The following is a 25,568-nucleotide window of genomic DNA, read 5'->3' on the forward strand; positions in this document are numbered from 1 at the left end:
GCCCCCGGTAATGCGGCTGCCGACGGAGGTGCCCCTCGCTAGCCTTGCTCGATGGAAGAGCGAGAGGTCCTCCTCGGCGGTGTGAATCGGGTCGTCCGGGAAGGCGGCCTGGTTCGGCGCCCGGCGGGTCCCTGGAGCGCCACGGTCCAGCGTCTGCTCGCCCAGCTGCGTGACGCGGGCTTCGCCGGCGCGCCCCGTCCGTACGGGTTCAGCGGGGACGGGGGCGAGGAACTGGTCGAGTACCTGCCCGGAGGGGTCGGGCACGACTTCGCCGCGCCCGAGGTGCGCAGCGATGCGTCGCTGACGGCCGCGGGACGCCTGCTACGCGGACTCCACGACGCGTCCGTCGGCTTCGTCCGGGAGCGGGGCGACGTCTGGCAGCTGCCCCCGCGCGAGCCGGCGGAGGTGATCTGCCACGGTGACGCGGCCACGTACAACACGGTGTTCCGGAACCAACTTCCGGTGGCCTTCATCGACTTCGACACGGCTCATCCGGGACCCCGGCTGTGGGACGCCGCCTACACGGCCTACCGCTTCGTTCCGCTGTACGCTCCCGACGAGGTGGAGCACGCCCTGCCGCTCCCCCAGGCGCGGCGCCGCCTCGCCCTGTTCGCCGACGCCTACGGCCTGTCCCGCGCGGAACGGGCCCGACTGCCCGTCACGGCGGCACAACGGCTGAGGGCACTCGTCGCATGGATGCGACAGCAGGCCGCAGCGGGTCACCCGGCGTTCAGCCGACACGTGGCGGAGGGGCACGACCGCCGCTACCTGACGGATGCCCAGTGGATCGAGGTCACCTTCGCCGCTGGTGAAGGGTGAGTGGTCCCCGGGCGCCGGGCGGGTGACCGCCGCGCTTCGGCAGGGCGGGAGCGGACCGCACCTCACGGGCCGCCCGCCCCTGCGCCGTTCCCGGGAGGACGTGCCGTCCTGCGAGGTGCGGGCAGCCGAACGGCCCCGTGTCAGAAGCTCTTGTGGAACCCGGCGTCGACGGCGAAGTCGGCGCCGACCGTGCTGGCCGATCGCGGTGAGGCCAGGAGCAGGATGGTGTCGGCGACCTCCTGCGGATCGATCAGACGGCCCGTCACCTGGCCCATCATCTGCGGCGCCAAGGTCTCCAGGACGGTGTCCCGATCCGCGCCGGCCATGGCGGCGATGACGTCCGCGGCTCCCCCCTTCTCGGTCCACCACGCGGTGCGCACCGCCCCCGGGGAGACCGTGTTGACCCGGATGCCCTGGGGCCCGAACTCCTCCGACAGTGCCTTGGTGAGATTGGAAAGCCCGGCCTTGGCGGCTCCGTACTCGATGTTGACGCTCGCGGGCTGGCGGGCCAGACCGGTGGACACGTTGATGATGGAGCCACCGCCGCGCTCGATCATCCGGGGGATCGCGGCCCGGGTCATGCGCACGGCCGAGAACAGGTTGAACTCGAAGATGGCCCGCCACTCGGCGTCGTCACCGCCGAGGAACCCGGAGCGCGGCATGGTGATGCCGGGCGGCGGGCCGCCCGCGTTGTTCACCAGGACGTCGAGCACGCCGAAGTGCTCGATCGCGCGCTCCACGACCCGACCCGGTGCGTCCGGGTCCATCAGGTCGGCCGGCACGTGGAGGAAGCCGGCGCCCCGGAGGTCCTCCAGGTCCGGCGTCGTCCGGCGGGAGACCGCCACCACCTTGGCGCCCTCTTCCCGCAGGGAACGGGTGACGGCCAGCCCGATGCCCTTGGACGCGCCGGTAACGAGGGCGACCCGGTCCAGAAGCTGCAGATCCATGATTGTCCTTCTCTTGACACCAGGGGTTCTTCCCGTTCGGCACCGGGGCCCTTCCAGGGCTCGCAGTGTTCCGAACGGGTTCGAGGAACATGCTGGTCCGTCCCCCCGGGTCGTACTGGCGCGATTCCGACATCGCGTTCAAGGCCCCGTCTCGGCGGGACGCCACTACGGCGGCGACTTGCCCTTGACGCGTGGGTCAAGTCCTAGCGTCGTCGTCGCGACCGCATCCGCGGCTCGCCGTCCCCGTGTCGAGAAGAGACCATCGTGAACGAGGCCCCGCTCCCCGCCACCCATCGTGAGGTCCATCTGGTCGGCCGACCCGATGGCCCGCTCACCGCCGACCACTTCCGGTTGGTGGAAGCGCCGCTCCCCGTGCCCGGGCCGGGACAAGCACTGGTGCGCAACCGGCTGATGAGCGTCACCGCGGTGATGCGCACCCTGATGGAAGGCGACGGCGACCTCCCCATGCCCGGCTACGCCCCGGGTGCCGTCCTGTCCGGGCCGGCCGTCGGCGAGGTGATCACCGCTCCGTCCGGTTCGCCGGCCCCCGGGGACCTGGTCGAGCACGGTGCGGGATGGCGGGAGTACGCGGTGGTGGGAGCGGACGGGCTGCACCCGTTGGACCTGGAGGTGCTCCCCGATCCCGCCGCCCACCTCTCCCAGGGCTTCGTGGCGTGGCTCGGGGTGGTGCGCGGCGCGGAGGTCCGCCCCGGGGACACCGTCCTCGTCACCGGTGGCGCGGGCGGAGTCGGCTCCATGGCCGGCCAGTTCGCCCGGCTGCGCGGCGCGACCAAGGTGATCGGCAGCACGAGCACCCGGGAGAAGGCCGACGTGTTGACCGGCAGGCTCGGCTACGACGCGGCCGTGGTCCGTTCGGCGGGTCCCCTCGATGCGCAACTGCGCTCGGTCGCGCCGGACGGGCTGGACGCCGTCGTCGACGTGGTCGGCGGGGACCAGTTGCGGGCCGCGCTGGCCCATGCCCGGCAGGGTGCGCGGATCGCGCTGGTCGGGAGCCTCGCCAGCCAGTTGACGGGCACCGCCACGACCGGGGTCGAGACGGCCACGCTGCTGAACCGGGGGATCACTCTGCGCGGGGTCCCGGGCTTCGCTCACCTCGACGCGCTCCCGCAGTGGGCCGAGGAGTTCGGCCGGGGGCTGCGCGACGGCTCCCTCACCGTCCCGCACACGTTGGTGCACGGAATCGAGCGTGCCCCGCAGGCACTGCGCGATCTCCTCGACGGGCGCTGCGTCGGTGCGGTACTGATCGAGCTCTGACGGCGCTACCTGGAGGAGACGACATGCGCATCGGCGAGGCGGCACACGCCACGGGGCTCACCCCTCGGGCATTGCGCCACTACGAGCAGCAGGGTTTGCTCCGCCCGGGGCGCACCTCCTCCGGCCACCGGGTCTACACGTCGGCGCACCTGGAGCAGTTGCGCGCCATCGGTGAACTGCTCCGTGCGGGCCTGACCGTCGCCGATGTGCGGAGTTTCGCCCATCTCCTGGATCGCGCCGCCGACGACGGGGCCGCGGACGGGGAGCCCGGCCACTGCGCGGTCGCGGAGGTGAGCCTTCAGCGGCTGCGGGAGCTGGACCGGCGCATCGAGCAGCTCTCCCTGGTGCGGACCCGGCTCGCCGCGCAACTCACCGACCGCTTCGGTGACCTCTTCGCGGAACGGCCCGCCACGGGCAGCACGTCGTCGCGGGCGTCCCGCTGATCGCCTCCTGCTAGCTTCCACGGAAGAACACGCGACCTGTGGAATCAGCGTGGAGTCAGGGGAGGACACCCGGTGGGCGATTCGAGCGCCGCGGCGGCGGCCGTAGCAGAGCTGGTGAGCGAGGCACGGGAAGAAGCGGAAGGGCGGGCCGGTGACTTCGCGTATCGGGAATCGGGGGGTTGGGAAGCCGTCGCCCATGACGTCGGCTTCTGGTACGCGTGGCATTGGGACGAGGTCAAGGAGGAACTAGAGGGTGCGGCCGAGGAGCGCGGCCTGCGGTGGGAGAGCGTGGAGGGCACCGTGCGGGCCGCCTTCGAAGAGACGTTCCGGAAGTCCTTCGGCTGAGGGGGCGGAACCGTGACGGGACCGGGGTCACCTGGCGGGGGTCGCCTCCCGGTGACGCCAACGCACCGGATCGGCCGCGCCGACGACGAGGTCTTCGGTGGTCGACGTGGGCCCCGGCGGCGGTCGGTAGTCCGGGCACGACAGGACCAGCATCTCGTCGCCGCCCGGCTGGAACTCGTAGGCGACCCTCTCCAGTCGGCTCGGGACGCCCCGGTCCGCCAGCTCCCCCCGCAGGCGGTCCAGGGCACCGTACCGGAGGTCACTGGTGTGCAGCAGCACCGGGAACAGGCGCACCTCCCACCGGGCCACCCGGGCCAGGTCGAGCAGTGCGCCGAGGTGGAACGCCTCGTCGAGGCGGGCGCCGTAGGAGAACAGCAGATGGGAGCTGAGGACCAGGTCGAACGAGCCCCGGGGGAAGGGGAGTCGGGGCAGCGCGCCTGCGGTGTAGCGGTCCGGCCGGGCGGTGACGTCGGTGAGGAAGGCACGGGCCGCCCCGGTCCGGATCGTGGTGTACCGCTCGGGGTCGCCGAACCAGGTCCACACGTACTTCGACGCCTCGGCCACCAGGGCGGTGTGCTTGTACTGGACCTCCCGCAGGGCCAGTTCGCCGAGTCTGCGTCGGTCGTGCGCGTACTCGGGGTCGACGGCCCGGGCGTCGACCCCGCGTCGTCCGGCTTCGGCGACGAAGCCCGCGGCCCCGCCGGGGCAGTCGAGGATGCGCAGGGTGAGGTCGTGATCGGTGAGCGTGAACATCGCACGGTACTCGTCGAAGGAGCGGGCACTGACCAGCACGGTTCACCCACGCCCCACGAACGGCATGGTGGTCGGCAGGACGGTCAGCGACTGGATGTTGGTGTCCAGCGGCATGGACGCCATGAGCAGCACCGCCTCGGTGAAGCGTTCCACCGGGATGACGGCCTCGACCGCCGTCGTGCCGTCCGCCTGGAGCGCGGCCGGCTGCGGACCGCCGTCCAACGGGGCGACGTTGCCGACGTCGATCTGTCCGCAGGCGATGCCGTGCCGCCGGCCGTCCAGGGACAGGACCCGGGTCAGCCCGAGGACGGCGTGCTTGGCGGCGGTGTAGGCCACGGAGTTCGGTCGTGGCACGTGGGCGGACGGCGCCCCGTTGTTGATGATGCGTCCCCCCGCCGGGGACTGGGTGCTCATCACCCGGAACGCCTCGCGTGCGCAGAGGAACCCCCCGGTGACGATGGTGTCCATCACCCGGTTCCAGTCCTCGAACGGGGTGTCCGTGATCGGCCGCCGCGGGGCTGCGGCGCCCGCGTTGTTGAACAGCAGGTCCACCCGGCCGAACCGGCGGCGAGCGGTCTCGAACAGTGCGGCGACCTCGTCGGGGTTCCTGATGTCGGTGGGGACGGCCAGCGTCCGCGAGGGATCCGTGGCCGCCAGGGTGAGGGTCTCTTCCAGGGCTTCCTTGCGCCGGCCGGCGACGACGACGGACCAGCCGGCGTCGAGCAGTGCCAACGCGCTGGCCCTGCCGAGTCCGCTGCCGCCGCCGGTCACCAGGGCGATCCGGCCGTCGACCGGTGTGCTGGTGGTCATGCGTCCTCCGTGTTCGTCCCCGTGTTCATCCAGATCCTGAGCATCCGCCGGGCCCGTGGGCCGGGTTCGTCGACGTACGGGGAACGTCCGTGCAGGACCCGGCTGTTACGGATGATCAGCAGGTCGCCCGCGGCCATCGGCAGCCCGAAGGCGATCTCGGGCCGGTACAGGACCTCGTCGAGGACGTCGAGGGCCTCCCACTGACGGGCCGTCAGCGGCGGGCCGCCCCGCTCGGGCGACGACCGCACCGTACGGGTCTGGTAGTAGCAGCCGACGGTGCCGTCCTGTTGGGTGAACAGGATCGGGGAGACGATGACCTGGGGCCCGGCCCGACCGGTGCGGTCGAAGGTCCAGTCCTCGCCGAGCGTGACGAGCACATCGGGTCGCTCCCGCTGGATGATGTCCCGCACATGACGCGCGCTCGCCAGTTTGGTGAGTCCACCGCCCCGTGCCGCGGGTCGCAGACAGAGCAGGACGAGCAGGTCGCAGGTGTCGCAGTGGAATCCCAACTCGGTGGCGCCGTCGCCGTCCTGGTCCCGGAGCACCCGGCTGAGGTCGCCCTCCGCGTTCTGGGCGACGATCTCGCCGAGGTCCCGCAGCAGGAACGACAGGGCCGGCACCAGGTCGTCCTCCGGCGTCGTGGGGTCCGCCAACCCGCTGACGTGGGCGATGCCGACGGCACCGGTGCTGCGCCGCACGAAGTCGCGTAGGCGGCTACGGACCGGCGTCGCGCGGCCCCAGCGGCCGGCCCGGGCGTCCGCCCAGAGCAGCCGTCGTTCGTCCGGGTCGAGCGGCTGCGACCACAGCGCGCTCCGGTGCGCCAGTTCCGTGCTGCTCCAGCCGATCTCCGACACGGTGTCATCGCGCGTCACGTGCCCACTTCCTCTCGTCGTCGGGCGCGCTCTTCGGGGCCTACTGAGGGTTCGTCCGGGCGGTCGCCAGGTCCACGGCCTTCGACCACAGGGCCAGTGCCTCGTCGATCTGCTCGGCGGAGACCACCAGCGCCGGGACCATCCTCACCACGTTGAGGTCGATGCCGCAGGTCAGCAGGAGCAGGCCCGACTCGGCGGCGGCCTGTTGGGCGTACCGGGCGGTGTCCGGGTCCGGGGAGCCGTCCGGGTGGCGGAACTCGTTGCCCACCATCAGTCCCAGGCCGCGGACGTCCGCGAGGGCGGGGACCCCGGTGGCCACCGTCCGCACCCCGTCGAGCAGCCGGGCCCCCTGCCCGGCCGCGTTCTCCACCAGTCGTTCGTCGCGGATGACGTCGAGCGTCGCCAGCGCGGCGGCGCACGCCACCGGGTTGCCGCCGTAGGTTCCGCCCTGGGACCCCGGCCAGGCGCGCCGCATCAGCTCGGTCGGCGCGGCGATCGCGGACAGGGGGAAGCCGCTGGCCAAGCCCTTGGCGGTGATCAGGACGTCCGGGACGACCGTTCCGTGGTGCTGGTGGGCCCAGAACCTACCGGTGCGTCCGCAACCGGTCTGGATCTCGTCGACGACCAGCAGGATGCCGTGGCGGTCGGCGCGCTCGCGCAGGGCGGCCAGGAAACCGGCCGGGGCGGGCACGTAGCCGCCCTCGCCCAGCACCGGCTCGATGAACATCGCGGCGGTGTCGGCGGGGGCGCTGACCGTGGCGAGGACCCGGTCGAGTCCGCGCAGGGCGTGGTCGACCGCTTCCGCTTCGTCCAGACCGAGGCGGAACGCGGACGGGTACGGTGCGACGGCGACGCCGGGCATCACGGGCCCGATGCCGGCGCGGAAGCGGGTGCCGGCGGTGGTGAGCGCCGCGGCCCCCATGGTGCGGCCGTGGAACGAGCCCTCGAACACGATCACGTTCTGTCGGCCGGTGGCGTGCCGGGCGAGCCGGAGGGCCGCCTCCACCGCCTCGGTGCCCGCGGTGGCGAAGAACAGTGAGTCGAGGCCGGGGGGCAGGACCTCGCCGAGCCGTTCGGTGAGCTGGAGCAGGGGGTCGTGCAGCACGGTGGTGTACTGGCCGTGGATCAGCCGGCCCGCCTGTTCCCGTACCGCCTCCACGACCCGCGGGTGGCAGTGTCCGGTACTGGTCACGCCGACGCCCGCGGTGAAGTCGAGGTAGCGGCGGCCTTCGGCGTCGAAGAGGTGGACGCCCTCGCCCCGGGTGGCGACGACGGACGTGGCTTGTTTGAGCACCGGGGACAGCTGGGACACGGGGCCTGCCTTCTGTGCGTCGGTGGGGCGGGGTGCGCGTGGGCGGCCGTGCGGCGGCCCGGGTCAGGCGGTGCGGTCGACCGGCCCGGCGGGCGGGAGGAACCCGACGTCGGACGCCCAGCGCAGCGCGGCCGACCACCACTGCGGGGTGGCGGGGGTGAACCGGACGCCCAGCCGGTCCAGTACGGACGTGGTGTAGGAGGTGTCGACGGTGACGTTGCGCTCCTCCTGCGAGGACCAGGCCGCGGTCAGGCCGGCCGCGGCCGGATCGCTGCGGCCGGCCCGGGTGAGGGCCGCGGTGAACGTCGCGTCGTCGGTGAGGGCGATCGGGTGGCCGTGGGCGGCGAGCCACCCGACGAGTTCGTCGTGCGGCGTCTCGTGCGGCGTCTCGACGTGATAGGTGCCGGGCGCCGACAGCGGGTTCAGCGCGATCGCCGCGATCCCGGCGGCCACCGTGTCGACGTGGGAGAACGCGAAGGCGGTCCGCGGTCGGCGCGGTGCGGCGCCGGCGAGCAGGTAGCCGCGGATGAGTTGGTAGATCCGGTTGTCCCCGATGTTGGGTTGGAAGGCGCCGCTGCGGCTGTGCGCCGCGATGTGTCCGCTGCGGTGGACGAAGCACGGTCGGCCGGTCGCCGCCCAGGCCCGGACGGTCTCCTCCGCGTCGAACTTGGTGCGTTCGTAAGGGGTCCGGAAGTGCTGGCCGATCCACAGGTCGGCCTCGCTGAACCGTCGGGCGGGCCCGTGGACACCGCCCGAGACGGCGAGCGTCGACACGTGGTGGAACCGGGCCGCGGGCGTGTGCGCGTCGATCCAGCCGAGGAGCCGCCGTACGGCCGTGTGGTTGGTGCGTGCCAACTCGACGGGTGAGGCGACCAGGCGGACGTCGGCGGCGGCGTGCACGATGATCCGGGCCGTGCGGGCACGGTCGAGTGCGCCCGGGGTGAGGCCCAGCCCCTCCCGGTCGATGTCCCCGGCGACGACCTCCACCCGGTCGTCCCGCACGCCGAGCCGCCGGACCGCGGCGGCGTCGTCCTCGGCGCGCACCAGGCAGACGACCCGGGCGCCGCGGCCGGTGAAGGCGGTGAGCAGATGGCCGCCCAGATAGCCGGTGGCGCCGGTGAGCAGGACCCGGGCGGGTTCGTTGACCGTCACACGGCCCGGTGCGGGCATCGATGCCCGGGGGCCGGGGTAGAGCAGTTGGCCGGAGGTCGAGAGCCGCGTCGGGGCGGGCGGGACCACCGCGGTCCCGGTCTCGGTCGCCACGGTCCGGGCGAAGGCACCGGCGATGCGTTCCGCGGTCGAGCGGCTGGTTCGGGGGGACGCGTAGACCAGGTCGGCCACCAGTCGGTCCTCGACCACGCGGGCGGTCAGGCGCAGGGCGTAGAGCGGGTCTCCCCCGGGGCACCTGGCTGCTCCGGCCTGTTCGTCGGCGACGGTCCAGTCCAGTGCCGGTGCGTCGGGCAGCCGGAAGGTCCCCAGGAAGTTGAACCCCGTTTCGGGGCGGGGGCCCGCCACGTCCATCGGGAGGACCGGTAGGTCCCGCAGTCGGCGTCCGACGGTCCGCGCCCGGGCGTGCGGCGCCGCGGGCCCCGTTGCGGTGGCGCCGGCGGAGGGGGCAGGGGGATCGGGCGGTTCGACCACGATCCGTTTGACCGCGGTGAACCAGCCGACCGTGTCCAGGTAGTCGCCGGTGTCCCCCGCGCCGTCCCGACCGTGCGTCTCGACTTCGACCGCGAGCCGGGGGCGGCCCGTCCCGAGCGCGGCGTCGGCGAACGCGGCGAGCAGGAACGCTTCGAGGTCGGGTCCCGCCCCGTACCGTTCGATCAGACGGGCCGTGCCGCGTTCACCGAGCGTCCAGGCGAGGGCGGCCGGTTCCGTACCGGCGGCCGGCTCGGGGACGGGCATCGGCGCGGGGACGGGTGCCGGAAGCATGGGGGTGGAAGGGGCGGGGGCCGGTGGCGTCCGTTCGGCCCACCGGTAGAAGTCCGTGGCCGGCGGGAGGTCGACCGGTTCGTCGTCGAGGGCCGCCCGGTAGGCGTGTGCGAGGTCGTCCAACAGGATGCGCCAGGACAGGCCGTCGACGACCAGGTGGTGGACGATCAGGGCGAGTCGGTCGTCGGTGCCGGGCGGGCCCGAGAACAGGTGGGCGCGGACCAGTCGGCCCGCGGCGGGGTCGAGGCTGCGGTGGAGTTCGGTGCAGACGCCCTCGACGGTCCGTGCGAGCGGGCCCGCTCCCGGGTGCAACCGGGAGAAGGACAGCGCCTCCACCTCCCGTGCCGGCCGGGCCGCGCCGTAGCCGTCCGCGGTGATCGGCCGCCGCAGTGCCGGGTGCCGCTCCAGGACGGCCGTGAGGGCCGCCGAGAGGGCCGGGGGATCGACGGGCAGCCGGCATCGGAGGACCACCGACTGGTTCCAGTGCCTGGGGTCCTCGACCGACTGCCCGAACAGCCAGCGCTGGGCGGGGGCGAGGGTCCGGCCTCCGCCGTCGGCCCGGGCGACGGCGTTCCCCGGGGCGTCCGTACGCAGCGGGACGGCGGTCGAGGCCAGTTCGGCCGCGGTCGGATGACGGTAGAAGTCCTCGTACGCCACGTGCAGTCCGGTCCTGCGCAGGAAGGCGATGGTGCGCATGACGAGGATCGAGTCGCCGCCCAGGTCGAGCACGTCGGCGTGCTGCCCGACCGTGGGCAGGCCCAGTGCGCCGGCCCAGAAGTCGGTGATGGCCCGGGCGAGCCCGTCGAGTCGGCGGTTCAGGGGCGCGCCCCGTCCCGGTGCCGCCCGGCCGGCCCGGGCTTCGACGGCTCCGGTCAGCAGGGCGCCCAGACGCGTGCGGTCCAGCTTGCCGTTGGGGCCGATCGGGAACTCCGGCAGGGCCACGATCGGCTGCGGGACGGAGTAGCCGGGCAGCCGGTCGTGCAGGTGGGAGCCGAGCTCCTCGATCGCCGCGTCAGCGCCGGCACCGGCGACCAGACGGACCGCGGCGACGAGTTGGTGGCCGACCCCGGTGTCGCGCAGCAGCACGGCGGACTGGGTGACGCCGGTGAACTCCTGCATGACGCGCTCGACTTCGGCGAGGTCGACCCGGAAGCCGCGGACCTTGACCTGTCGGTCCGAGCGGCCGACGAAGACGAGGTTCCCGTCCGGGCGGCGACGACAGAGGTCTCCGGTGCGGTACGTCGTCCGCCCGTCGAGGTGGGCGAAGCTCCGTGCGGTCTCGGCGGGGCGCCCGTAGTAGCCGGCGCTGACGCCCTTCCCGGCGATGTGCAGTTCCCCGACGGTGCCGTCGACGGTCGGCCGTCCCTCGCCGTCCACGATCCGCAAGGTGACGTCGCCGATGCCCGTTCCGATGGGGACGGTCGCCTCTTCGGCGGGGAGTTGGCGGGCCGTCGAGGCGACGAAGCAGGTGGCGCCGACGGTGGTCTCGGTGGGGCCGTAGTGGTTGACCACGCGGGCGGTGACGCCCGTGTCCAGCAGGGTGGCGGCGAACGAGCGGGACAGCGGCTCACCGCCCAGGAGCACCGTGTGCAGCGGCGGGCTGGTGGGCGGCCGGCACTCCAGCAGCGCGGCGAGGTGCGAGGGCGTCGTCTTCAGCGCGCCCGCTCCGGCGTGGTGCAGCGCCGTCCAGAAGGCGGCCGGGTCGCGGACCTCCCGGTCGGAGACGACGTGTGCGGAGCCCCCGACCGCGAGGGCGAGCAGCCAGGCCGTGTGGCCCAGGTCGGCGGCGAGCGTGGTGACGTGCGCGATCCGCGGGGGGTCGGTGGCGGTGTAGCCCAGGCGGTGCGCCAACGCCCGTGCGTAGTGGACCGCGTTGGCGTGGGTGACGGCCACGGCCTTCGGCTGTCCGCCCGAGCCCGAGGTGAAGGAGAGGTAGGCCAGGTCGGTGGCCGCGCCGGGGGCCCGGGGTGCCGGCGGGCCGGCGGGTCCGGCGGCGGCCCATCCGTCGATGTCGATCCGCTCCGTCGGGCAGGGGTGCGCACCGGGGGGCGGTGCGTCGGTGGTGAGCACGCGACGGACCCGAGCGGTGTCGAGGCGCCGGCCCAGGTCGGGGGCGGACCACTCCGGGTCGGCCAGCACGGCCGCGGCTCCCGATCGGAGGACTCCGTGGAGCAGGGCGAGCATCCGGGCGTCCCTGGGCCCGACGAGGGCCACCCGGTCGCGCGGACCGATGCCGTGCTCGGCCAACCGGGTCGCGACGCGGTCCGCCACGGCGTCCAACGTCGCGTAGTCGAAGGCGCGGGTGCCGTCGGTGAGGGCCGGGCGGTGTGGGTGGGCCCCCGCGACGGACGACAGCAGCTCGGGCAGCGAACCGGTGGACCGAGTCGACCCCGTCTGTCGCAGCGCTGAGGTCACGCCTGCTCGTCCTCCGTCCCGGCCCGGGGGCGCTGCTGTCGCGGGTCGGTCGGCGGGGCGTCGGGGAGGGTGCCCGAGACGAACGCGTCCAGTTCCGCTCCCTCGGGCAACCGTCCGACCAGCTCCCACGAGATCATGCGGTGCAGGCCGTCGATGTGGATCAGTCCTTCCCGGACCAGGAGGTCGGAGTAGTCGGAGTGGTCCATCGGGCTGGTGCTGAGGAAGACGGGGGTGAACGGTGCCCACTCCAGCAGGGCGAGCTTCGCCGCGCAGACCGGGTTGGCGCGGTACCAGGGGGGTCCGTCGGACCGGATGCGGCCCGCCGCTTCGGCGACGGTCAGTCCGGTCCGCGGCACCAGTTCGCGGGCGCCGCCCTCACTGAGGTGCCAGGGCAGGACGACGCCGAGCACGTCGGCGCGCGAGAGCCGTACGTGCCACCAGCCGCCCTTGAGCTGATCGGCGCGTTCCAGGCTCTCGACGCCTTCCGGGTTGCTGTTCGCCTCGTGCGTGCGCTCCACCGGGTGGTCCCGCAGATAGGCGGCGAGGACCTCGGCGAAGGTGACGGGGGTGACGATGTCCAAGCGATGCTCCTCAAACGGCTCTGGTGTACTCGGTGAAGTGTCGCTCGGCGAACAGCTCCGGCCACTGGCCGTCGGCCAGGCCCAGTTCGCGGGCCCGGGCGAGCATCTGCCGCCAGTGGGGCTTCACCGGCCGCCATCGCGCCCCGACCTGGCAGTAGGACGCGTCGATGAAGTAGCGGGCTCTGCCCGGGCCGTCCGGAGCGGGTCTACGGGTGTGGAACAGGGCCGAGTTGAGCAGCACGGTGGTGCCGGGCGGCAGTCGGTCGATGACCACCTCGCCGGTGAGTTCGGCGGTGCCGTGGTGGGCGAGGGCGGCCTTGCCCACCAGGCGGCGGTGCGAGCCGGGCAGGACCGCGAGGCTGCCGACCCCTTCGTCGAGTCCGCCGAGGTAGTGGAGTGCGTGCACCATCAGAAGCGAGGTGTCGGACCGGTCGTTGGGCTCGCAGTCGTGGTGCCAGGACTTGCCGCCGATGTCCGGGGCCTGCCGGTCGCTGTGCAGGTGGTGGAAGACGAACGACGGCCCCATGAGGCGGGACAGGGTCCGTAACAGCGGCACGTGGGTGAGGAGTTCGCCGTGCGCCGTCAGCTCCAGTTCGAGGAGCGGCGGCGGTCCGTTGGTGACGGGGTCGGTGCAGGAGGCTATCGATCGGGCGCGCAGGCCCTCGTCCACCCAGCGGTCGACTTCGGGGACGAGTCTGGTCCGGAGCGATTCCGGGAGCAGCCCGGGCAGTACGAGGTACCCGGCTTCGGAGAACTGACGTCGTTGCGCGGCATCGAGGGCTTCACACCCTCCGGAAGACGGCGGCACCGTACCTTTCCACCCCTTTCGAACGACGCGACGCGCAGCCGAACGGAACACATCGAGCAGCAACGGGTTCGAGCTGGCACATGAGGTCATCCAGACTTCGGGCGGCGTCGCCATCCGTGAGCGCCGCGACCGAGGCGCGATCGCCACGAAGAGCCAGCCATTGATCACGCAAGGTAGTCTGCGGTTGGGAGTATGGCCCGCCGTTCTCGTTCGCGACAAGACCACGATCCACCGACCGGCGCCTTCCCGCCGCCGTGCCGTTCAACACCGGCCATGAGTCGACTCGCCCCCCACTGACCTCGTGGGTCCCGGCCTCACCAGGGGTGGGGCGCGTGCTGCTGCACGGGGTGGGCCGGTGCCGGGTCGGGGCGCAGGGAGGCGGGGGCGTGGCCCGGTGCGGCACCCGCCCGTCGGGGCGGGGGAACGCGGCGGGGCGCCGGCCACCGCATGGGGGTGGCCGGCGCCCGGCGTCGTTGCAGGTGACGGAGCGGCAGGAGGGGTGCGCTGCTCGGTCGGGAACCGGTGACGAGGGGGTGCCGCCGTGCGGTCGGGCGGCGTGACCGTGCGGGCGCTACTTGGGCATGAGGACCGTGTCGATGAGGTAGACGCGGGCGTTGGCCGTCCTGACGTTGCCGCAGACCACGTTGGCCGTGCCGTTGGCCCGGTAGGAGGTTCCGGAGCCGCTGGTGGTGACCTCGCCCTTCTGGAGGGTCTGGAAAGAGCCCTTCCGCAGCTCCCCGGGGGTCAGCTCCTGGCCCACGACGTGGTAGGTGAGGATCTTGGTGAGGGTGGCCTTGTCCGCGAGCACCTTGTCGAGGTCGGCCCGGGGGATCTTGGCGAACGCCTCGTTGGTGGGGGCGAAGACGGTGATGTCCTCGGCGTTGTTGAGGGTGTCGACCAGCCCGGCCTGCTTGACGGCGGCGACCAGGGTGGACAGGGCCGGGTTGTGGGAGGCCGCGGTGGCGACCGGGTCCTTGGCCATGCCGTCGAAGGAACCGGCGCCGTCCTGGGGCACTCCGGTGCAGGCCGCGCCGAACGGCTGGTCGGCGTCCGCGCCTGCGCCGTCGCCGGCGGCAGCGGACTGCTGGCCGGCCGGGGCGTCGGACGCGGCCGGGGCGCTGTCGTTCCCGGTGTCCTCGGAGGAACAGGCGGCCAGCGAGAGGGGGAGGACGGTCGCGGCGACCAGGGCGATCGCGGTGCGGCGGAACGTGCGGGTGCTGCTCATGGGTTCTCCTTGGGGTTCGCGCACCCGAGGGGTGCGGCGGGGACGGTCCGGTGCGGTGCGCACGGGAGGGTGGTGGTCAGCTGACGGTGGTGAACACGTGGTGCCAGCCGCTGGCGCCGTCGGGGACGGTGCGGGTGCGTCGTTCGGTCTGGACGGCTCCGGTGCCGTCGGTGGCACGGACGGTGAGGGTGCGTCCGCCGGGGACCGCCCGCCAGCGGTAGGTCCACGGACGCCAGGTGTCGGTGGTCGCCTCGGCGGCGAGGTCGGCGTCCTGCCAGGGGCCCGCGTCGACGCGGACCTCGACGCGGGCGACGCCCCGGCGCTGGGCCCAGGCCACCCCGGCGACCGTGACGGTGCCGGCGTCGAGACGGGCGAAGGGCCTGGGGGCGTCGATCCGCGCCTGCGTCTTGATCGGGGCGCGTCTGGCCCAGTTGCGTCGGACCCAGTAGGGGTCGTAGGCGGCGAAGGTGGTCAGCTCGATGTCGGTGATCCACTTGCAGGCCGAGACGTAGCCGTAGAGGCCGGGCACGAGCATGCGGACCGGGAATCCGTGGGTGAAGGGCAGGGGTTCGCCGTTCATGCCGAGTGCCAGCATGGCGTCCCGGCCGTCCATGACGTCCTCGACGGGCGCCCCGAAGGTCATTCCGTCCACGGAACGGGCCACGAGCTGGTCGGCGCCGCCGCCCCGGGAGGGCACAACGGCTCCGGCCTCGTCGAGGAGTGCCGCGAGCGGAACGCCGAGCCAGCGGGCGGTGCCGGCGTACGGGCCGCCGACCTCGTTGGACACGCAGGTCAGGGTGATGTCGCGTTCGATGAGGGGGCGGGCGAGGAGGTCGGCGTAGGTGTGGGTGCGGGCGCGGGTGACGCCCCTGCCGTGGATGCGCAGCCGCCAGTCGCGGACGTCGACCTTGGGCACCCTGAGGGCGGTGTCGACGCGGTAGAAGTCCTTGTTCGGGGTGATGAAGGGGGTGATGCCGGGGACGGCGAGCCGTGCGGTGCGCGGGATCGCCGGCGCGGGGGACGCGGCGGCGGGCAGTCGGACCGCGTTGCGGGAGGCGGCGGCGCGCCGGCCGCGCCGCGAGGCCAGGGCGCGCGCCAGGGCTCCGGTCCCGGTGGCAGCGATCGCCGTGGCGGCGGCGACGGCGAGGAATCCGCGGCGGCCGGGGCCGTCCTTCGCGCCCCGGCTGCCCGGTGGTGGAAGGGCTCGGGCGGCCCGGGTGCTCAGGAGGCGGAGCACAGCGATGCCCGCGAGGGCTCCCACCAGCGAGGGCAGGGCGTCGGTGGGGCCGCGCACGTCCGGCCGGGTGAGCGCGGCCAGTGCGCCGACCGCCCCGAACAGCAGGACGCCGAAGGCGGCCGTGCGCGGGTGCCGCACGGCCGTGGCGCCCAGGGCGACGGCGGTCAGGGCCAGCACCAGGAGGATGCCGAGTTGCAGGACGAGCTTGTCGTCCTCGCCGAACGCGCGGATCGCGAAGTCCTTCACCGGCGCGGGCGTCAGGTCGATCGCGGCACCGCCGACCACGGTCACCGGACCGGCCTCGGGCCGCACCAGGGCAGCGGTCAGCTCCCCCACCGCCAGCGCGGTGCAGCCGGCCAGCAGGCCGGCGAGGGCTCCGGCGGCGAACCGGGCGGGACGTACGCGGAAGTTGCTCACGTCCGGCATTCGGCCCCGGGGGGCCGACGGATTGCTCCGTCCTTCGATCGATTGACGACCGCGCTCGCGTTGACGGCGGTTGCTGCGCCGGTCGATCGTTGGGGCGCGCTCCCCGGGGTGCGGTGCCCGACCGCGCCGCAGAGCGGCCGGAATGTGCCACCCGTCCGCGGGCACCTCCGCTACGAACACCCCATGAGCTGCTCCGCACCGCGCGTGCCCAGGGCGGCCGCCACCGCGACGCCGAAGGACTCCCATGCGATGGACTCCCCCGAACCGATCGACCCCCGCCGGCCCTTGCTCGCCCCGGTCCCCGCAACGGGGGTCCGGGCGGTGAGCCGTCCCGTGCCGCTCGGCACCGGCGGCACCTCGCGCGCCGACCTGGCCGAGCTGATGGCGGAGGTCGCCCGCGGTGACCGCCAGGCGTTCTCGGGTCTGTACGACGCGCTCGCGCCACTGGTCTTCGGCATCGTGCTCAAGGTGGTGCGGGACCGGGCCCAGTCGGAGGAGGTCACCCAGGAGGTCATGATCGACCTGTGGCGGCAGGCCGCCCGCTATCGATCCGCCGCCGGCAGCGTGACCACCTGGGCGGCGACGATCGCGCACCGCAGGGCGGTGGACCGGGTCCGCGCCGCGCAGGCCGCCAACGACCGTGAGCAGGCCCGGGCCGCCCGCGAGCACCAGTCCCCCTTCGACGAGGTGGTGGAACAGGTCGAGACCCGGTTGGAGAGCGAACAGGTCCGCCGGTGTCTGAACGGGCTCACCGAACTCCAACGCGAGTCCGTCACCCTGGCCTACTACCGTGGTCTGACCTACCGCGAGGTGGCGCAGACGCTTCGCACGCCTCTTCCGACCGTCAAGACACGCATGCGCGACGGACTGGTCCGGCTGCGCGACTGCATGGGGGTGACCGCATGAAACAGCAACACGAGAGCACGCCCGACCCGCACGCACTCACCGCCGCGCATGCGCTCGACGCCCTGGACGCCGACGAGCGGGAAGCCTTCACGGCGCACCTGGCGCACTGTGCGGCGTGCCGGCGGGAGACCGCGGAGTTCGCGGCGACCGCCGCCCGGCTCGCCTCGGCCGCGGCGCAGGCCCCGCCCGCCTCGATGAAGCAGCAAGTGCTGCGTGCGGTGGACGGCGTGCGCCAACTGCCCCCGCAGGTCTCCGGCACCGTCCCGGCGCGGCTGCGTGCCGGGGCCGGCCGCCGGCTCCCGCGGCTGGTGGTCGCCGCCTCGCTGGCCGTCGCCGCCGCGCTCGCCGGCCTCGCCGTCCAGCAGCACCGGGAGGGGGAGCGGGCCGCGCAACGCGCCGAGCAGGCCCGCCGGCAGCTCCATGACCTCAGCGTGGTGCTCGCCGCTCCCGACACGCGGACGGTCCGGGGACGGGCCAGCAACGGCGCGCACGCCCTGGTCGCCGTGTCGCCCCGACAGGACAGGGCCTTCTTCACCGCCGCCGGTCTGCCCGCCGCGGGGACCGGCCGGACCTATCAACTCTGGCTGAACCGTGACGGCGTGATGCGACCGGCCGGGTTCATCGACCGCGACGGCACCGTGCTCGTCGAGGGCGCCACCGGTGACGCCCGTGCGCTCGGCCTCACCCTCGAACCCGCCGGTGGCTCGCCCCGGCCCACCACCCCGCCCCTGTTGCTGTTGTCGCTGCCCGTCTGAACCGCCCCTCGGCCCTCCGCCCCCGGCGCCCGACCGTGCCGGGGGCGGACGGTTGCGGGGGCGGGCCGAAGGGGCCGGGCCGAGGGGGCGTGCGGCTCGGCCGCCGCACCGGCGGGATCTCCTCAACGGCGCGGCGGAAATGGGACCTGACGTGGTGTTCCCTCTTGACCGGAAACCGTCAAGGAGTATGGTCTAGACCAAGCATGTGCGCGGGTGCGCCTCATGACCGTCGGCAGCTGGTCCCCCACCACCGGACTGCCGTCAGGCCCACCCGCACCGTCACCGTGCCACGCTCCGGCGTGACCTGAGCGGTGACGTGCGCCCCCCACGCAAAGGAGTTGCCATGCCGGGTACCCAGAGGACGGCCGCCGCCTGTGCGGACCTCATCCCTCTCCTGGTCGCGGACACGCCGCCCCGAACGGTCGGCACCCCCGGACGTCTCGTCCCCCTCTCCACCAACGGCCGAACTCAGCGAGTCCGGCCGGCGCGCTCGGGCGTGAACACGCGCTGACCGCCGCGGCCGTCGCCGCTGCCCGGGGCCGCCCCGGGTCGTACCCGTCACCACGACGTTCCCACCACACCCCCGCCCCCGCGTCCGCGCCGGCCCCCTGCCGCCGTGAGCCAGCGGGTCCGGCGCGGGTTCCTGAGGAGCACCCGTGGTGCGGCGTCCGGCGGCGACCCCTTCCACCGTCCGTACCGGACGGGCGGCGCCACCTTCCACACACCGATGGGCAGGAGAGTTCGCAATGACGGTAGGAAACACCAGCGAGAGCCGCGTCTCCGCTTCGGGACAGCGGGTGCTCACCCGGCGCACCACGGGGGCCCATGTGCGTCCGCGGGCCCCGCGCCGCCCACTCAGCAGCGCCGCCGACAACATGGCCGTGCGGATCACGGTCCGCGGACCTTTACTGCTCCGGATCTCCGTGGGCGTGGTCTTCCTGTGGTTCGGCGTCCTCAAACTCTTCCCCAACACCAGCCCGGCGGAAGGGGTCGCCGTCAGAGCCACCACCAAACTGACCTTCGGGCTCCTCCCCCAGGACTTCATCGTCCCGCTGCTCGCCCTGCTGGAGACGGCGATCGGGATCGGGCTCGTCACGGGGCTGCTGCTCCGCCTGACGCTCGTCGTGTTCTTCGGGCACATGGCCGGGGTCTTCTCGGCGCTCTTCCTCCTGCACGACGAGATGTGGCGGGACGGCCTGCCGATCCCGACGATGGAGGGTCAGTACATCCTCAAGAACGTCGTCCTGGTCGCCGCCTGTCTCATCGTCGCGGCCGACGAGTGGAACCGTCGCACCGCCTACCGGGTGCGGATGGCCCACGGACTCACCGACCGCTGAGGCGCGTCCGCGCGGCCCCGCATCCCGGGGCCGCGCGGACCGTCGTTCAGTACGCCCCGTCGAGCCTGGCCCGCTGGGCGGGGGTCAGCTCCAGGTCCACGGCGGCCAGGCTCTCGTCGAGTTGGGCGACGGAGGAGGCACCGACCAGCGGCACCACCGGCACCTCGCCGCCGATCAACCAGGACAGCACCACCTGGTTGGCCGTCGCACCCGTCTGAGCGACCACCTCCGCCAGCGCCGCCAGCCGCACGGGCGTTCCCGCGTGGTCGAGGTCCGGGCCGAGCGGCTTGTCGTCGCGGACGTACGCGCCGCCGAGCAGCGGGGTGTAGGCGACCAGGGCGAGCGAGGGGTCGTCCCGTACGTAGCTCAGCAGATTGCCGTCCACGATGCCGTAGGCGCCGTCCGACGAGAGGGCGTCGGGCTGGTCGGTGCGGCGACGCAGATAGCTGTGGCTGTACTGGAGCACCTCGTACCGGGGCAGGCCGGCCGCCGCGGCGATGGCCCGGGCCCGTTCGACCTTCCACGCCCAGTGGTTGCTGACGCCGAGGAGACCCACGGTGCCCTCGGCGACGAGGGAGGCGAATCCCTCGACCGTTCTCGCGAGGGGCGTGGACGGGTCCTCGATGTGGGCGTACAGCAGCGGGAGACGGTCCATGCCGAGTCGTTCGCGGCTCTGTTCGGCGGCGACCCTGATCGCCTCGGGCGACAGTCCCTCACCGTTCTCGACGTAGCCGGTGCCGGGCGCCAGGGGCCGGGCACCCATCTTCGTCGCGATGGTGATCTCGTCGCCGACGCCGCGGCTGGCCCGCCACCGGCCGATGACGCGCTCGCTCTCGCCGCCCTGACCGCCGGTGTGCCAGTAGGCGTAGTTGTTGGAGGTGTCGATGAACGTGCCGCCGGCCTCGACGTACCGGTCGAGGATCGCGAAGGACGTCTTCTCGTCGGTGAGCGTGCCGAACAGCATCGCTCCCAGACTCAGGACGCTCACCTGGCGACGGGTGGCGGGGTCGGTGCCGATCTGACGGTACTTCACAGGTCTCCCCGGGGTTCCGGGCCCCGACGGTGCACGGGGCGCTGAGGAAGACCCTCCCGGCTGGAGTGCGCTCCAAGTCAAGGGCGGGCGGCGGCGGAACGTCAGATGCGCCAGGAGCGGATGCGGTCGGCGGCGTCGTAGGAGTCCGCGCTGCCGTGGTCCAGATCGCGGGCCAGGTCTATCAGCGCACCGTAGGGGGCGTCGATGCCCTCGCCCGCGGCGTGCATGTACGCCACTGCGATGCCCGCCCCGAACAGGGCGTTGCGCGCGGGGAGCGGACGCAGTCGGACGATGGTGTGCATCAGCACGGCGGCACGCCAGGCGTTGTCGACGGTGGCACCGACCTGGGGGGTGTTGACGCGGTGGCGGCCGACCGCGGCGACGAGGGCCGAGAAGTCGTGGACCGCGGGCTGCTTGGGCATGACCTCCGTCTGGCGTTCCAGGAGCCATCGGATGTCGATGGTGAGTTCCATGGTCAGGCGGCCCGTCCCGAGGCGTCCGCTCGGGCGTCATCGGGGAACGCCTGGTCGAAGGCGTCCGCGTGGTCGCTGACGAAGGAGCGGAAGACCTCGGCGGCGCCTTCGAGTCGAGGATCGCGGACCGCCGCGTGGGCGGCCCGGGTGATCAGGGCGGTCACCGTGGTCCCCTCGGCCTCGGCCCGCTCCTGGAGCAGGGCGTGCAGTTCGTCGGGGACCCGGATCGTCACTGGCTTCGACATGCCCCGACCGTACAGCACGGCGTACAGCACCCACAGGCCCCGCCGACGGCGGATGCGGAGGCGGTCACGGGCACGGTCCGCCCGCGGTCCGGTATCCGCGTCCGGCCGTGCTCGCCGACCTCCACGGCCGCGGGGCCGACTGCTGCTGGAGGGCGCTGAGGCTGCGGTCCGGCTGGGGGATCTCCCCGAAGAGGTCGTCGTCGCGTTCCACGGGAAGGCTGTGGATGAGGGCCTGCACCCGGTTCGGCAGGGTGGGCCGGTCGCCCTGGCGGCAGCGGCTGAGCAGGTCGTGGCGGATGCTGTCGGGCAGCAGGTGGTGCGGCACCGACGTCGCGGTCTGCGGGGGCCCGCTCCATCTCCGCAGGCACCACCGCCCGGTGGTCCTCCGGGGCGTGCCCGGGGCGCTCAGCGCCGCGCTCTGGGCGCGCCAGTACCGTGCGTCGCGGAAGTCGGCCCGTTGTTCGTGGAGGAGGAAGAGGCAGAACGCCGCGTTGGCCTCACCGCTTCCGGCCGCGAACTGCCACCAGAACTGGGCGCCTTCGGGATGTCCGGCGAGGTGGAGCAGCGCGGCGAAGACGACCGCCCCGCCGGGGTCGATGCGGTCGTGGTCGAGGAGCCGCCCCAGGCTGGTGGCGGCGCCGGGTGCGTCGACGATCAGGGTCGCGGCCAGGTCGAGGTCACGGACGGCCTGTTCCGTCCGGGTGAGGACGGTCCGCGGTACTGCCCCGGGGATCGCGTCGGGGCCGAGCCGGTCCAGGGCGGCGTCGGTGTCGTAGGTGTCGTACTCGTGGGCCAGTACCTGTGCGTCGCGCAGGGCGGCGTCGATGTGGATGGGGGTGGCGGGCACGGTCACTTGGTGTCCTCGTCCTCGTAGCGCATGTGGAGCGCTGTCGCGAGCCTACGGCGGGCGTAACGGATGTGGGACCGAACGGTTCCGGTGCGGATGCCGAGGAAGGCGGCGGTGTCCTCCTCCGTGCAGGCGAGGACGAAGCGCAGGACGATCACGTCCTGCTGGCGTTCGGGCAGCTCGGCTATGGCGCTGTAGAGGCCGATCTCCTCGCTCAGCACGGCGAACTCGTCGAGCATCTCCTGGAGGAGGAGGCGTCGGATGGCCTGCTCGAAGGCCGCGGTGCCGACGAGTTGGGGGGTGCGGTCACGGGCGGCCAACCAGTCGTCGACCTCCTCCTTGAGGAGGGTCCAGGCGTAGCGGGGCACTGACTCCTGCCTGAGTGCGTGGTCCCACGTCTGGCGTAGGCGACCAAAGGCGTTCTGCACGACGGTCTCCGCGGCCCGGCCGCCGACCTGGATGTGGGCGTACCGCATCCAGAGCTTGCGGTGGTAGGCGTGGAACGCATGGAAGGTGACGGTTCGGGCCCGTTGGGTGGCGGCCCGGGTGGCGGGTGGGCGCGGGTAGGTCACGGGCGCGCTCCCCCGGGGGGTGCGGCGGGACAGCGGGGCCGAGGGCGTGCGGCGTGGTGCGCTCCGGCGTGTTTGGTGGTGACCGCGCCGGCCGCGCGGACCCGGGGTTCCCGGGGTGGCACGGAGTGGGTGGTGTCCGTTGGCACAGGTGGTCCTTCGAGGGTGGTCCGGGGAACCGAACCGGTCGTCACAGGGCCGGTGTCGGTCGGGAACGTACTCCCACTTGCCAGCCAACCGGACGAACGGGCCGTCCGTGCAGTCCACCCTTCGAACTTCTTCGCATCCAGTGAAAGTATGATTAAACAAGGTCAGTTGACGCCCAGTCAGCTCCGTTCGCGGCCGTGACACCCGGGCCGGCGCGATGGCGCGAAGGGGTTGCCGGCAGCGGGCCGAGCGGGTGGACTGACCTCGGGCGGGCCGTCGCACCGAGCGGCGGGCGGCCCCGATCCAAGACCGCAGGGGGTTGCTCGACGCGGGCCCCCGGAACGAGGAGAGAACGGAGACGGCGTGAGCGACGGCACGGTGGATCTGAGGATGGACCAGGCGCACTCGGCCCGGATGTACGACTACTACCTGGGTGGCATCACCAACTTCCCGGCGGACCGCGAGGCCGCCGCCAGGACACTGACGGTGTTCCCCTCGGCCCCGATCGCCGCCCGCCTCAACCGGCGGTTCATGCACCGTTCCACGCGTCACGTGGCGACCACGCTGGGCCTGCGGCAGTTCCTCGACATCGGTACGGGCATCCCCACCTCGCCGAATCTGCACGAGGTGGCCCAGGAGGTCATTCCGTCCTCACGGGTCGTCTACACGGACAACGACCCGATCGTCCTCGCGCACGCCCGCGCCCTGCTGCTCAGCCGTCCCGAGGGGGCCACGGCCTACGTGGAGGCCGACGCGCGGGACCCGCAGGCGATCCTGGACCACCCGACCCTGGGCGCACACCTGGACTTGGCGGAGCCCATAGCCCTGAGCCTGATCGCCCTCCTGCACTTCGTTCCCGACGAGGACGACGCCTACGCGGTCGTGGAGCACCTCAAGAAGGCCCTGCCCTCGGGCAGCACGCTGGCCATCAGCCACGCCACTGCGGACTTCGACCCCGAGGGCATCGCCCGGGTCACCCAGACCTACGCGGCGGCCGGAACCCGGGTCAAGGCCCGCACCCGTGACGAGATCAGCCGCTTCTTCACCGGCTGGGACCTGCTCGACCCGGGCGTCGTGCCCACCCACCGGTGGCACCCGGACCCGAACGACACCCTGCTCACCATCACCGACGCCGACGCCTCCTGCTACGGGGCCATCGCGCGCAAGCCCTGAGCGGCTCCCCGCCCGCACAGCTCGCGCGGGCTGTGCGGGCTGTGCGGGCTGTGCGGGCTGTGCGGGCTGTGCGGGCGCGCACGAACCGGCCGCGCACCCGGGCGGCAGCGCCCCGCGGACGGGGACGCCCCCGGACGCCCGGCGCGCGCCCGCCGTCGCGTGCGACGACCCCACGCCCCCCACATCCCCAGCGGCCTGGCCACTTGCGCACGCCCGCCGCTTCCCCGGCGCGCGAACACGCCCTCACACTCCCCTTTTCTCGGGCACGAGACCCCTCGACCGCCCCGCCCCGCGGCCCTATATTGAGATAATTGGCTTAGCCACTTAGCCGTAGCGGGTCGGACGGTCGATCCGCTGCACGGCGCCCACCGACGCAGCCCGGAGCCCTCATATGAAACTCACCGAAGCCCTCGACCAGTGCCCGACCGACCTGTTCGTCGACGGCGACTGGCGCCCCGCCTCCGACGCGCGTCGGATCGACGTGCACGACCCCGCCACCACCGAGGTGATCGCCTCGGTGGCCTCCGGCGGCGAGGCCGACGGGCTGGCGGCGGTCGAGGCCGCGGAGCGCGCCCTGCCGGGCTGGGCCGCCACCCCGGCCCGGGAACGCTCCACCGTCCTGCGCCGGGCCTACGAGTTGATGACCGAGCGCACCGACTACTTCGCCACGCTGATCAGCGCCGAGAACGGCAAGGCGCTGCCCGACGCGCGGGCCGAGGTCGCCTACGCCGCCGAGTTCTTCCGCTGGTACGCGGAGGAGGCCGTACGGCTCGCCGGAACGGTGCAGCACGCTCCCGCGGGCGGCTACCGCATCCTGGTGGACCGGGTGCCGATCGGGGTCGCCGTCCTCGTCACCCCCTGGAACTACCCCGCGGCCATGGCCACCCGCAAGATCGGGCCCGCGCTCGCCGCGGGGTGCTCCGTGGTGCTCAAGCCGGCCAGTGACACCCCGCTCACCGCCCTCGCGGTCGGCGCGCTGATGGCGGAGGCGGGTGCTCCGGCCGGGGTGGTCAACGTGGTGCCCGCCGACCGGTCCGGGGCGGTGGTCGGCGCGATGCTCGCCCACCCGGCCGTGCGCAAGCTCTCCTTCACCGGTTCGACGGAGGTCGGGCGACGGCTGCTGCACAGCGCGGCGGACCGGGTGCTCAGCACCTCGATGGAGTTGGGCGGCAACGCGCCCTTCCTCGTGCTCGCGGACGCCGACCTGGACGCGGCCGTGCGCGGCGCGATGCTCGCGAAGATGCGCAACGGCGGAGAGGCATGCACCGCCGCCAACCGCTTCTACGTCCACGAGTCCGTGGCCGAGGACTTCGCGTCCCGGCTCGCCACCGCCATGGCCTCCCTGAAGGTCGGGCCGGGGCTGGAGTCGGACACCGAGGTGGGACCGCTGGTCAACGCGGACACCCGGGACAAGGTGGCGGAGCTGGTCGCGGACGCCGTGACCCGCGGGGCCCGGGTCCGGACCGGGGGGCGTGCCCCGGAGCGGACCGGCTACTACTACGAGCCCACGGTGCTGGACGAGGTGGCGCCCGGTTCGGCGGTCCTGACGGAGGAGATCTTCGGGCCGGTCGCCCCGATCGTCAGGTTCCGTGACGAGGCGGAGGCCGTACGCCTGGCCAATGCGACCGAGTACGGGCTCGTCTCGTACGTCTACACCCGTGATCTGCGCCGTGGACTGGCCGTCTCGGGCGCGTTGGAGTCCGGCATGGTGGGCCTCAACCGGGGCATCGTCTCGGACCCCGCGGCCCCGTTCGGGGGGATGAAGCAGAGCGGGCTCGGTCGTGAAGGGGGCCATGAGGGCATCCTGGAGTACACGGAGGCGAAGTACATCGCCACCGACTGGTGACCCGACGACCACGGCTGGGGCCCGTCGCACCTATGGG

General features: G+C 73.2%; 24 protein-coding genes. 9 read left to right on the top strand and 15 right to left on the bottom strand.

Features of this window, described 5'->3' with window-relative positions:
- The first annotated feature begins 51 nt into the window (after nucleotides 1–51).
- On the top strand, nucleotides 52–819 hold the full coding sequence (locus ACFWIA_RS20060) for a phosphotransferase (protein WP_387006897.1): 768 nt from the start codon (nucleotides 52–54) through the stop codon (nucleotides 817–819).
- A 140-nt stretch (nucleotides 820–959) separates the two neighbouring features.
- On the opposite strand, the gene ACFWIA_RS20065 is transcribed toward ACFWIA_RS20060, so the two are convergent.
- Nucleotides 960–1,766, bottom strand: coding sequence for an SDR family NAD(P)-dependent oxidoreductase (locus ACFWIA_RS20065; RefSeq protein WP_387006900.1), 807 nt, complete (start codon nucleotides 1,764–1,766; stop codon nucleotides 960–962).
- A gap of 264 nt (nucleotides 1,767–2,030) precedes the next feature.
- Between ACFWIA_RS20065 and ACFWIA_RS20070 the strand changes: the two genes are divergently transcribed.
- The 3 genes from ACFWIA_RS20070 (at nucleotide 2,031) to ACFWIA_RS20080 (ending at nucleotide 3,829) form a co-directional block, all read left to right on the top strand.
- Nucleotides 2,031–3,041: a zinc-binding dehydrogenase gene (locus tag ACFWIA_RS20070; RefSeq protein WP_387006903.1), complete on the top strand. Its 1,011-nt coding sequence runs from the start codon at nucleotides 2,031–2,033 to the stop codon at nucleotides 3,039–3,041.
- Nucleotides 3,042–3,064: 23 nt separating this feature from the next.
- Complete coding sequence (locus ACFWIA_RS20075) at nucleotides 3,065–3,484, top strand: MerR family transcriptional regulator (protein WP_387006906.1); 420 nt, start codon at nucleotides 3,065–3,067, stop codon at nucleotides 3,482–3,484.
- Between the two features lie 72 nt (nucleotides 3,485–3,556).
- Entirely contained in the window at nucleotides 3,557–3,829 is a 273-nt protein-coding gene (locus tag ACFWIA_RS20080; protein WP_387006909.1) for a hypothetical protein, read from the top strand.
- 27 nt (nucleotides 3,830–3,856) lie between these two features.
- Here ACFWIA_RS20080 and ACFWIA_RS20085 read toward each other — a convergent pair whose 3' ends face one another.
- The 9 genes from ACFWIA_RS20085 to ACFWIA_RS20125 form a co-directional block, all read right to left on the bottom strand.
- Nucleotides 3,857–4,621 carry a hypothetical protein gene (locus ACFWIA_RS20085; RefSeq protein ID WP_387006911.1) on the bottom strand — a complete coding sequence of 255 codons (765 nt, stop codon included), beginning with the start codon at nucleotides 4,619–4,621 and terminating at the stop codon, nucleotides 3,857–3,859.
- 3 nt (nucleotides 4,622–4,624) lie between these two features.
- The gene (locus ACFWIA_RS20090; RefSeq protein ID WP_387006914.1) at nucleotides 4,625–5,392 is read right to left on the bottom strand and encodes an SDR family oxidoreductase; all 768 of its coding nucleotides are present in this window, start codon (nucleotides 5,390–5,392) and stop codon (nucleotides 4,625–4,627) included.
- Complete coding sequence (locus ACFWIA_RS20095) at nucleotides 5,389–6,264, bottom strand: TauD/TfdA family dioxygenase (protein ID WP_387006916.1); 876 nt, start codon at nucleotides 6,262–6,264, stop codon at nucleotides 5,389–5,391. Before ACFWIA_RS20095 ends, ACFWIA_RS20090 begins: the two co-directional genes overlap by 4 nt.
- 40 nt (nucleotides 6,265–6,304) lie before the next feature.
- Nucleotides 6,305–7,576 carry an aspartate aminotransferase family protein gene (locus ACFWIA_RS20100; protein WP_387006919.1) on the bottom strand — a complete coding sequence of 424 codons (1,272 nt, stop codon included), beginning with the start codon at nucleotides 7,574–7,576 and terminating at the stop codon, nucleotides 6,305–6,307.
- Between the two features lie 63 nt (nucleotides 7,577–7,639).
- Nucleotides 7,640–11,923, bottom strand: a complete 4,284-nt coding sequence (locus ACFWIA_RS20105) for an AMP-binding protein (protein ID WP_387006922.1) — start codon at nucleotides 11,921–11,923, stop codon at nucleotides 7,640–7,642.
- Nucleotides 11,920–12,504, bottom strand: a complete 585-nt coding sequence (locus ACFWIA_RS20110; RefSeq protein ID WP_387006924.1) for a DUF6309 family protein — start codon at nucleotides 12,502–12,504, stop codon at nucleotides 11,920–11,922. The genes ACFWIA_RS20105 and ACFWIA_RS20110 overlap by 4 nt, the downstream gene beginning before the upstream one ends.
- A 10-nt stretch (nucleotides 12,505–12,514) precedes the next feature.
- Nucleotides 12,515–13,312, bottom strand: a complete 798-nt coding sequence (locus ACFWIA_RS20115) for a phytanoyl-CoA dioxygenase (RefSeq protein WP_387006927.1) — start codon at nucleotides 13,310–13,312, stop codon at nucleotides 12,515–12,517.
- 571 nt (nucleotides 13,313–13,883) lie between these two features.
- Entirely contained in the window at nucleotides 13,884–14,537 is a 654-nt protein-coding gene (locus ACFWIA_RS20120) for a fasciclin domain-containing protein (RefSeq protein ID WP_387006930.1), read from the bottom strand.
- Between the two features lie 76 nt (nucleotides 14,538–14,613).
- On the bottom strand, nucleotides 14,614–16,200 hold the full coding sequence (locus tag ACFWIA_RS20125; RefSeq protein ID WP_387006933.1) for a molybdopterin-dependent oxidoreductase: 1,587 nt from the start codon (nucleotides 16,198–16,200) through the stop codon (nucleotides 14,614–14,616).
- 321 nt (nucleotides 16,201–16,521) lie between these two features.
- Between ACFWIA_RS20125 and sigK the strand changes: the two genes are divergently transcribed.
- From sigK to ACFWIA_RS20140, 3 genes are all read left to right on the top strand, one after another.
- The gene (sigK, locus tag ACFWIA_RS20130; RefSeq protein ID WP_387006960.1) at nucleotides 16,522–17,106 is read left to right on the top strand and encodes an ECF RNA polymerase sigma factor SigK; all 585 of its coding nucleotides are present in this window, start codon (nucleotides 16,522–16,524) and stop codon (nucleotides 17,104–17,106) included.
- Nucleotides 17,103–17,861, top strand: coding sequence for an anti-sigma factor (locus tag ACFWIA_RS20135; RefSeq protein WP_387006936.1), 759 nt, complete (start codon nucleotides 17,103–17,105; stop codon nucleotides 17,859–17,861). The genes sigK and ACFWIA_RS20135 overlap by 4 nt, the downstream gene beginning before the upstream one ends.
- A 746-nt stretch (nucleotides 17,862–18,607) precedes the next feature.
- Complete coding sequence (locus tag ACFWIA_RS20140; protein WP_387006939.1) at nucleotides 18,608–19,198, top strand: DoxX family protein; 591 nt, start codon at nucleotides 18,608–18,610, stop codon at nucleotides 19,196–19,198.
- Nucleotides 19,199–19,244: 46 nt separating this feature from the next.
- On the opposite strand, the gene ACFWIA_RS20145 is transcribed toward ACFWIA_RS20140, so the two are convergent.
- From ACFWIA_RS20145 to ACFWIA_RS20165, 5 genes are all read right to left on the bottom strand, one after another.
- Nucleotides 19,245–20,231 carry an aldo/keto reductase gene (locus ACFWIA_RS20145; RefSeq protein WP_387006942.1) on the bottom strand — a complete coding sequence of 329 codons (987 nt, stop codon included), beginning with the start codon at nucleotides 20,229–20,231 and terminating at the stop codon, nucleotides 19,245–19,247.
- A gap of 101 nt (nucleotides 20,232–20,332) precedes the next feature.
- The gene (locus ACFWIA_RS20150; protein ID WP_387006945.1) at nucleotides 20,333–20,704 is read right to left on the bottom strand and encodes a toxin Doc; all 372 of its coding nucleotides are present in this window, start codon (nucleotides 20,702–20,704) and stop codon (nucleotides 20,333–20,335) included.
- A gap of 2 nt (nucleotides 20,705–20,706) precedes the next feature.
- Nucleotides 20,707–20,949 (bottom strand): YlcI/YnfO family protein, encoded by a 243-nt coding sequence (locus tag ACFWIA_RS20155; RefSeq protein WP_385495028.1) that lies wholly within the window; start codon nucleotides 20,947–20,949, stop codon nucleotides 20,707–20,709.
- Nucleotides 20,950–21,013: 64 nt separating this feature from the next.
- The gene (locus ACFWIA_RS20160) at nucleotides 21,014–21,796 is read right to left on the bottom strand and encodes a glycoprotein (protein WP_387006948.1); all 783 of its coding nucleotides are present in this window, start codon (nucleotides 21,794–21,796) and stop codon (nucleotides 21,014–21,016) included.
- Between the two features lie 2 nt (nucleotides 21,797–21,798).
- The gene (locus ACFWIA_RS20165) at nucleotides 21,799–22,368 is read right to left on the bottom strand and encodes an RNA polymerase sigma factor (protein ID WP_385495026.1); all 570 of its coding nucleotides are present in this window, start codon (nucleotides 22,366–22,368) and stop codon (nucleotides 21,799–21,801) included.
- A gap of 534 nt (nucleotides 22,369–22,902) precedes the next feature.
- Between ACFWIA_RS20165 and ACFWIA_RS20170 the strand changes: the two genes are divergently transcribed.
- Both ACFWIA_RS20170 and ACFWIA_RS20175 read left to right on the top strand, forming a co-directional pair.
- Entirely contained in the window at nucleotides 22,903–23,685 is a 783-nt protein-coding gene (locus ACFWIA_RS20170) for an SAM-dependent methyltransferase (RefSeq protein ID WP_387006963.1), read from the top strand.
- 391 nt (nucleotides 23,686–24,076) lie between these two features.
- Nucleotides 24,077–25,531, top strand: coding sequence for an NAD-dependent succinate-semialdehyde dehydrogenase (locus ACFWIA_RS20175; RefSeq protein ID WP_387006952.1), 1,455 nt, complete (start codon nucleotides 24,077–24,079; stop codon nucleotides 25,529–25,531).
- Nucleotides 25,532–25,568 lie beyond the last annotated feature (37 nt).

Origin of the sequence: Streptomyces sp. NPDC127068, assembly GCF_042724695.1 — a bacterium.
In the GTDB taxonomy this organism is placed as follows: domain Bacteria; phylum Actinomycetota; class Actinomycetes; order Streptomycetales; family Streptomycetaceae; genus Streptomyces.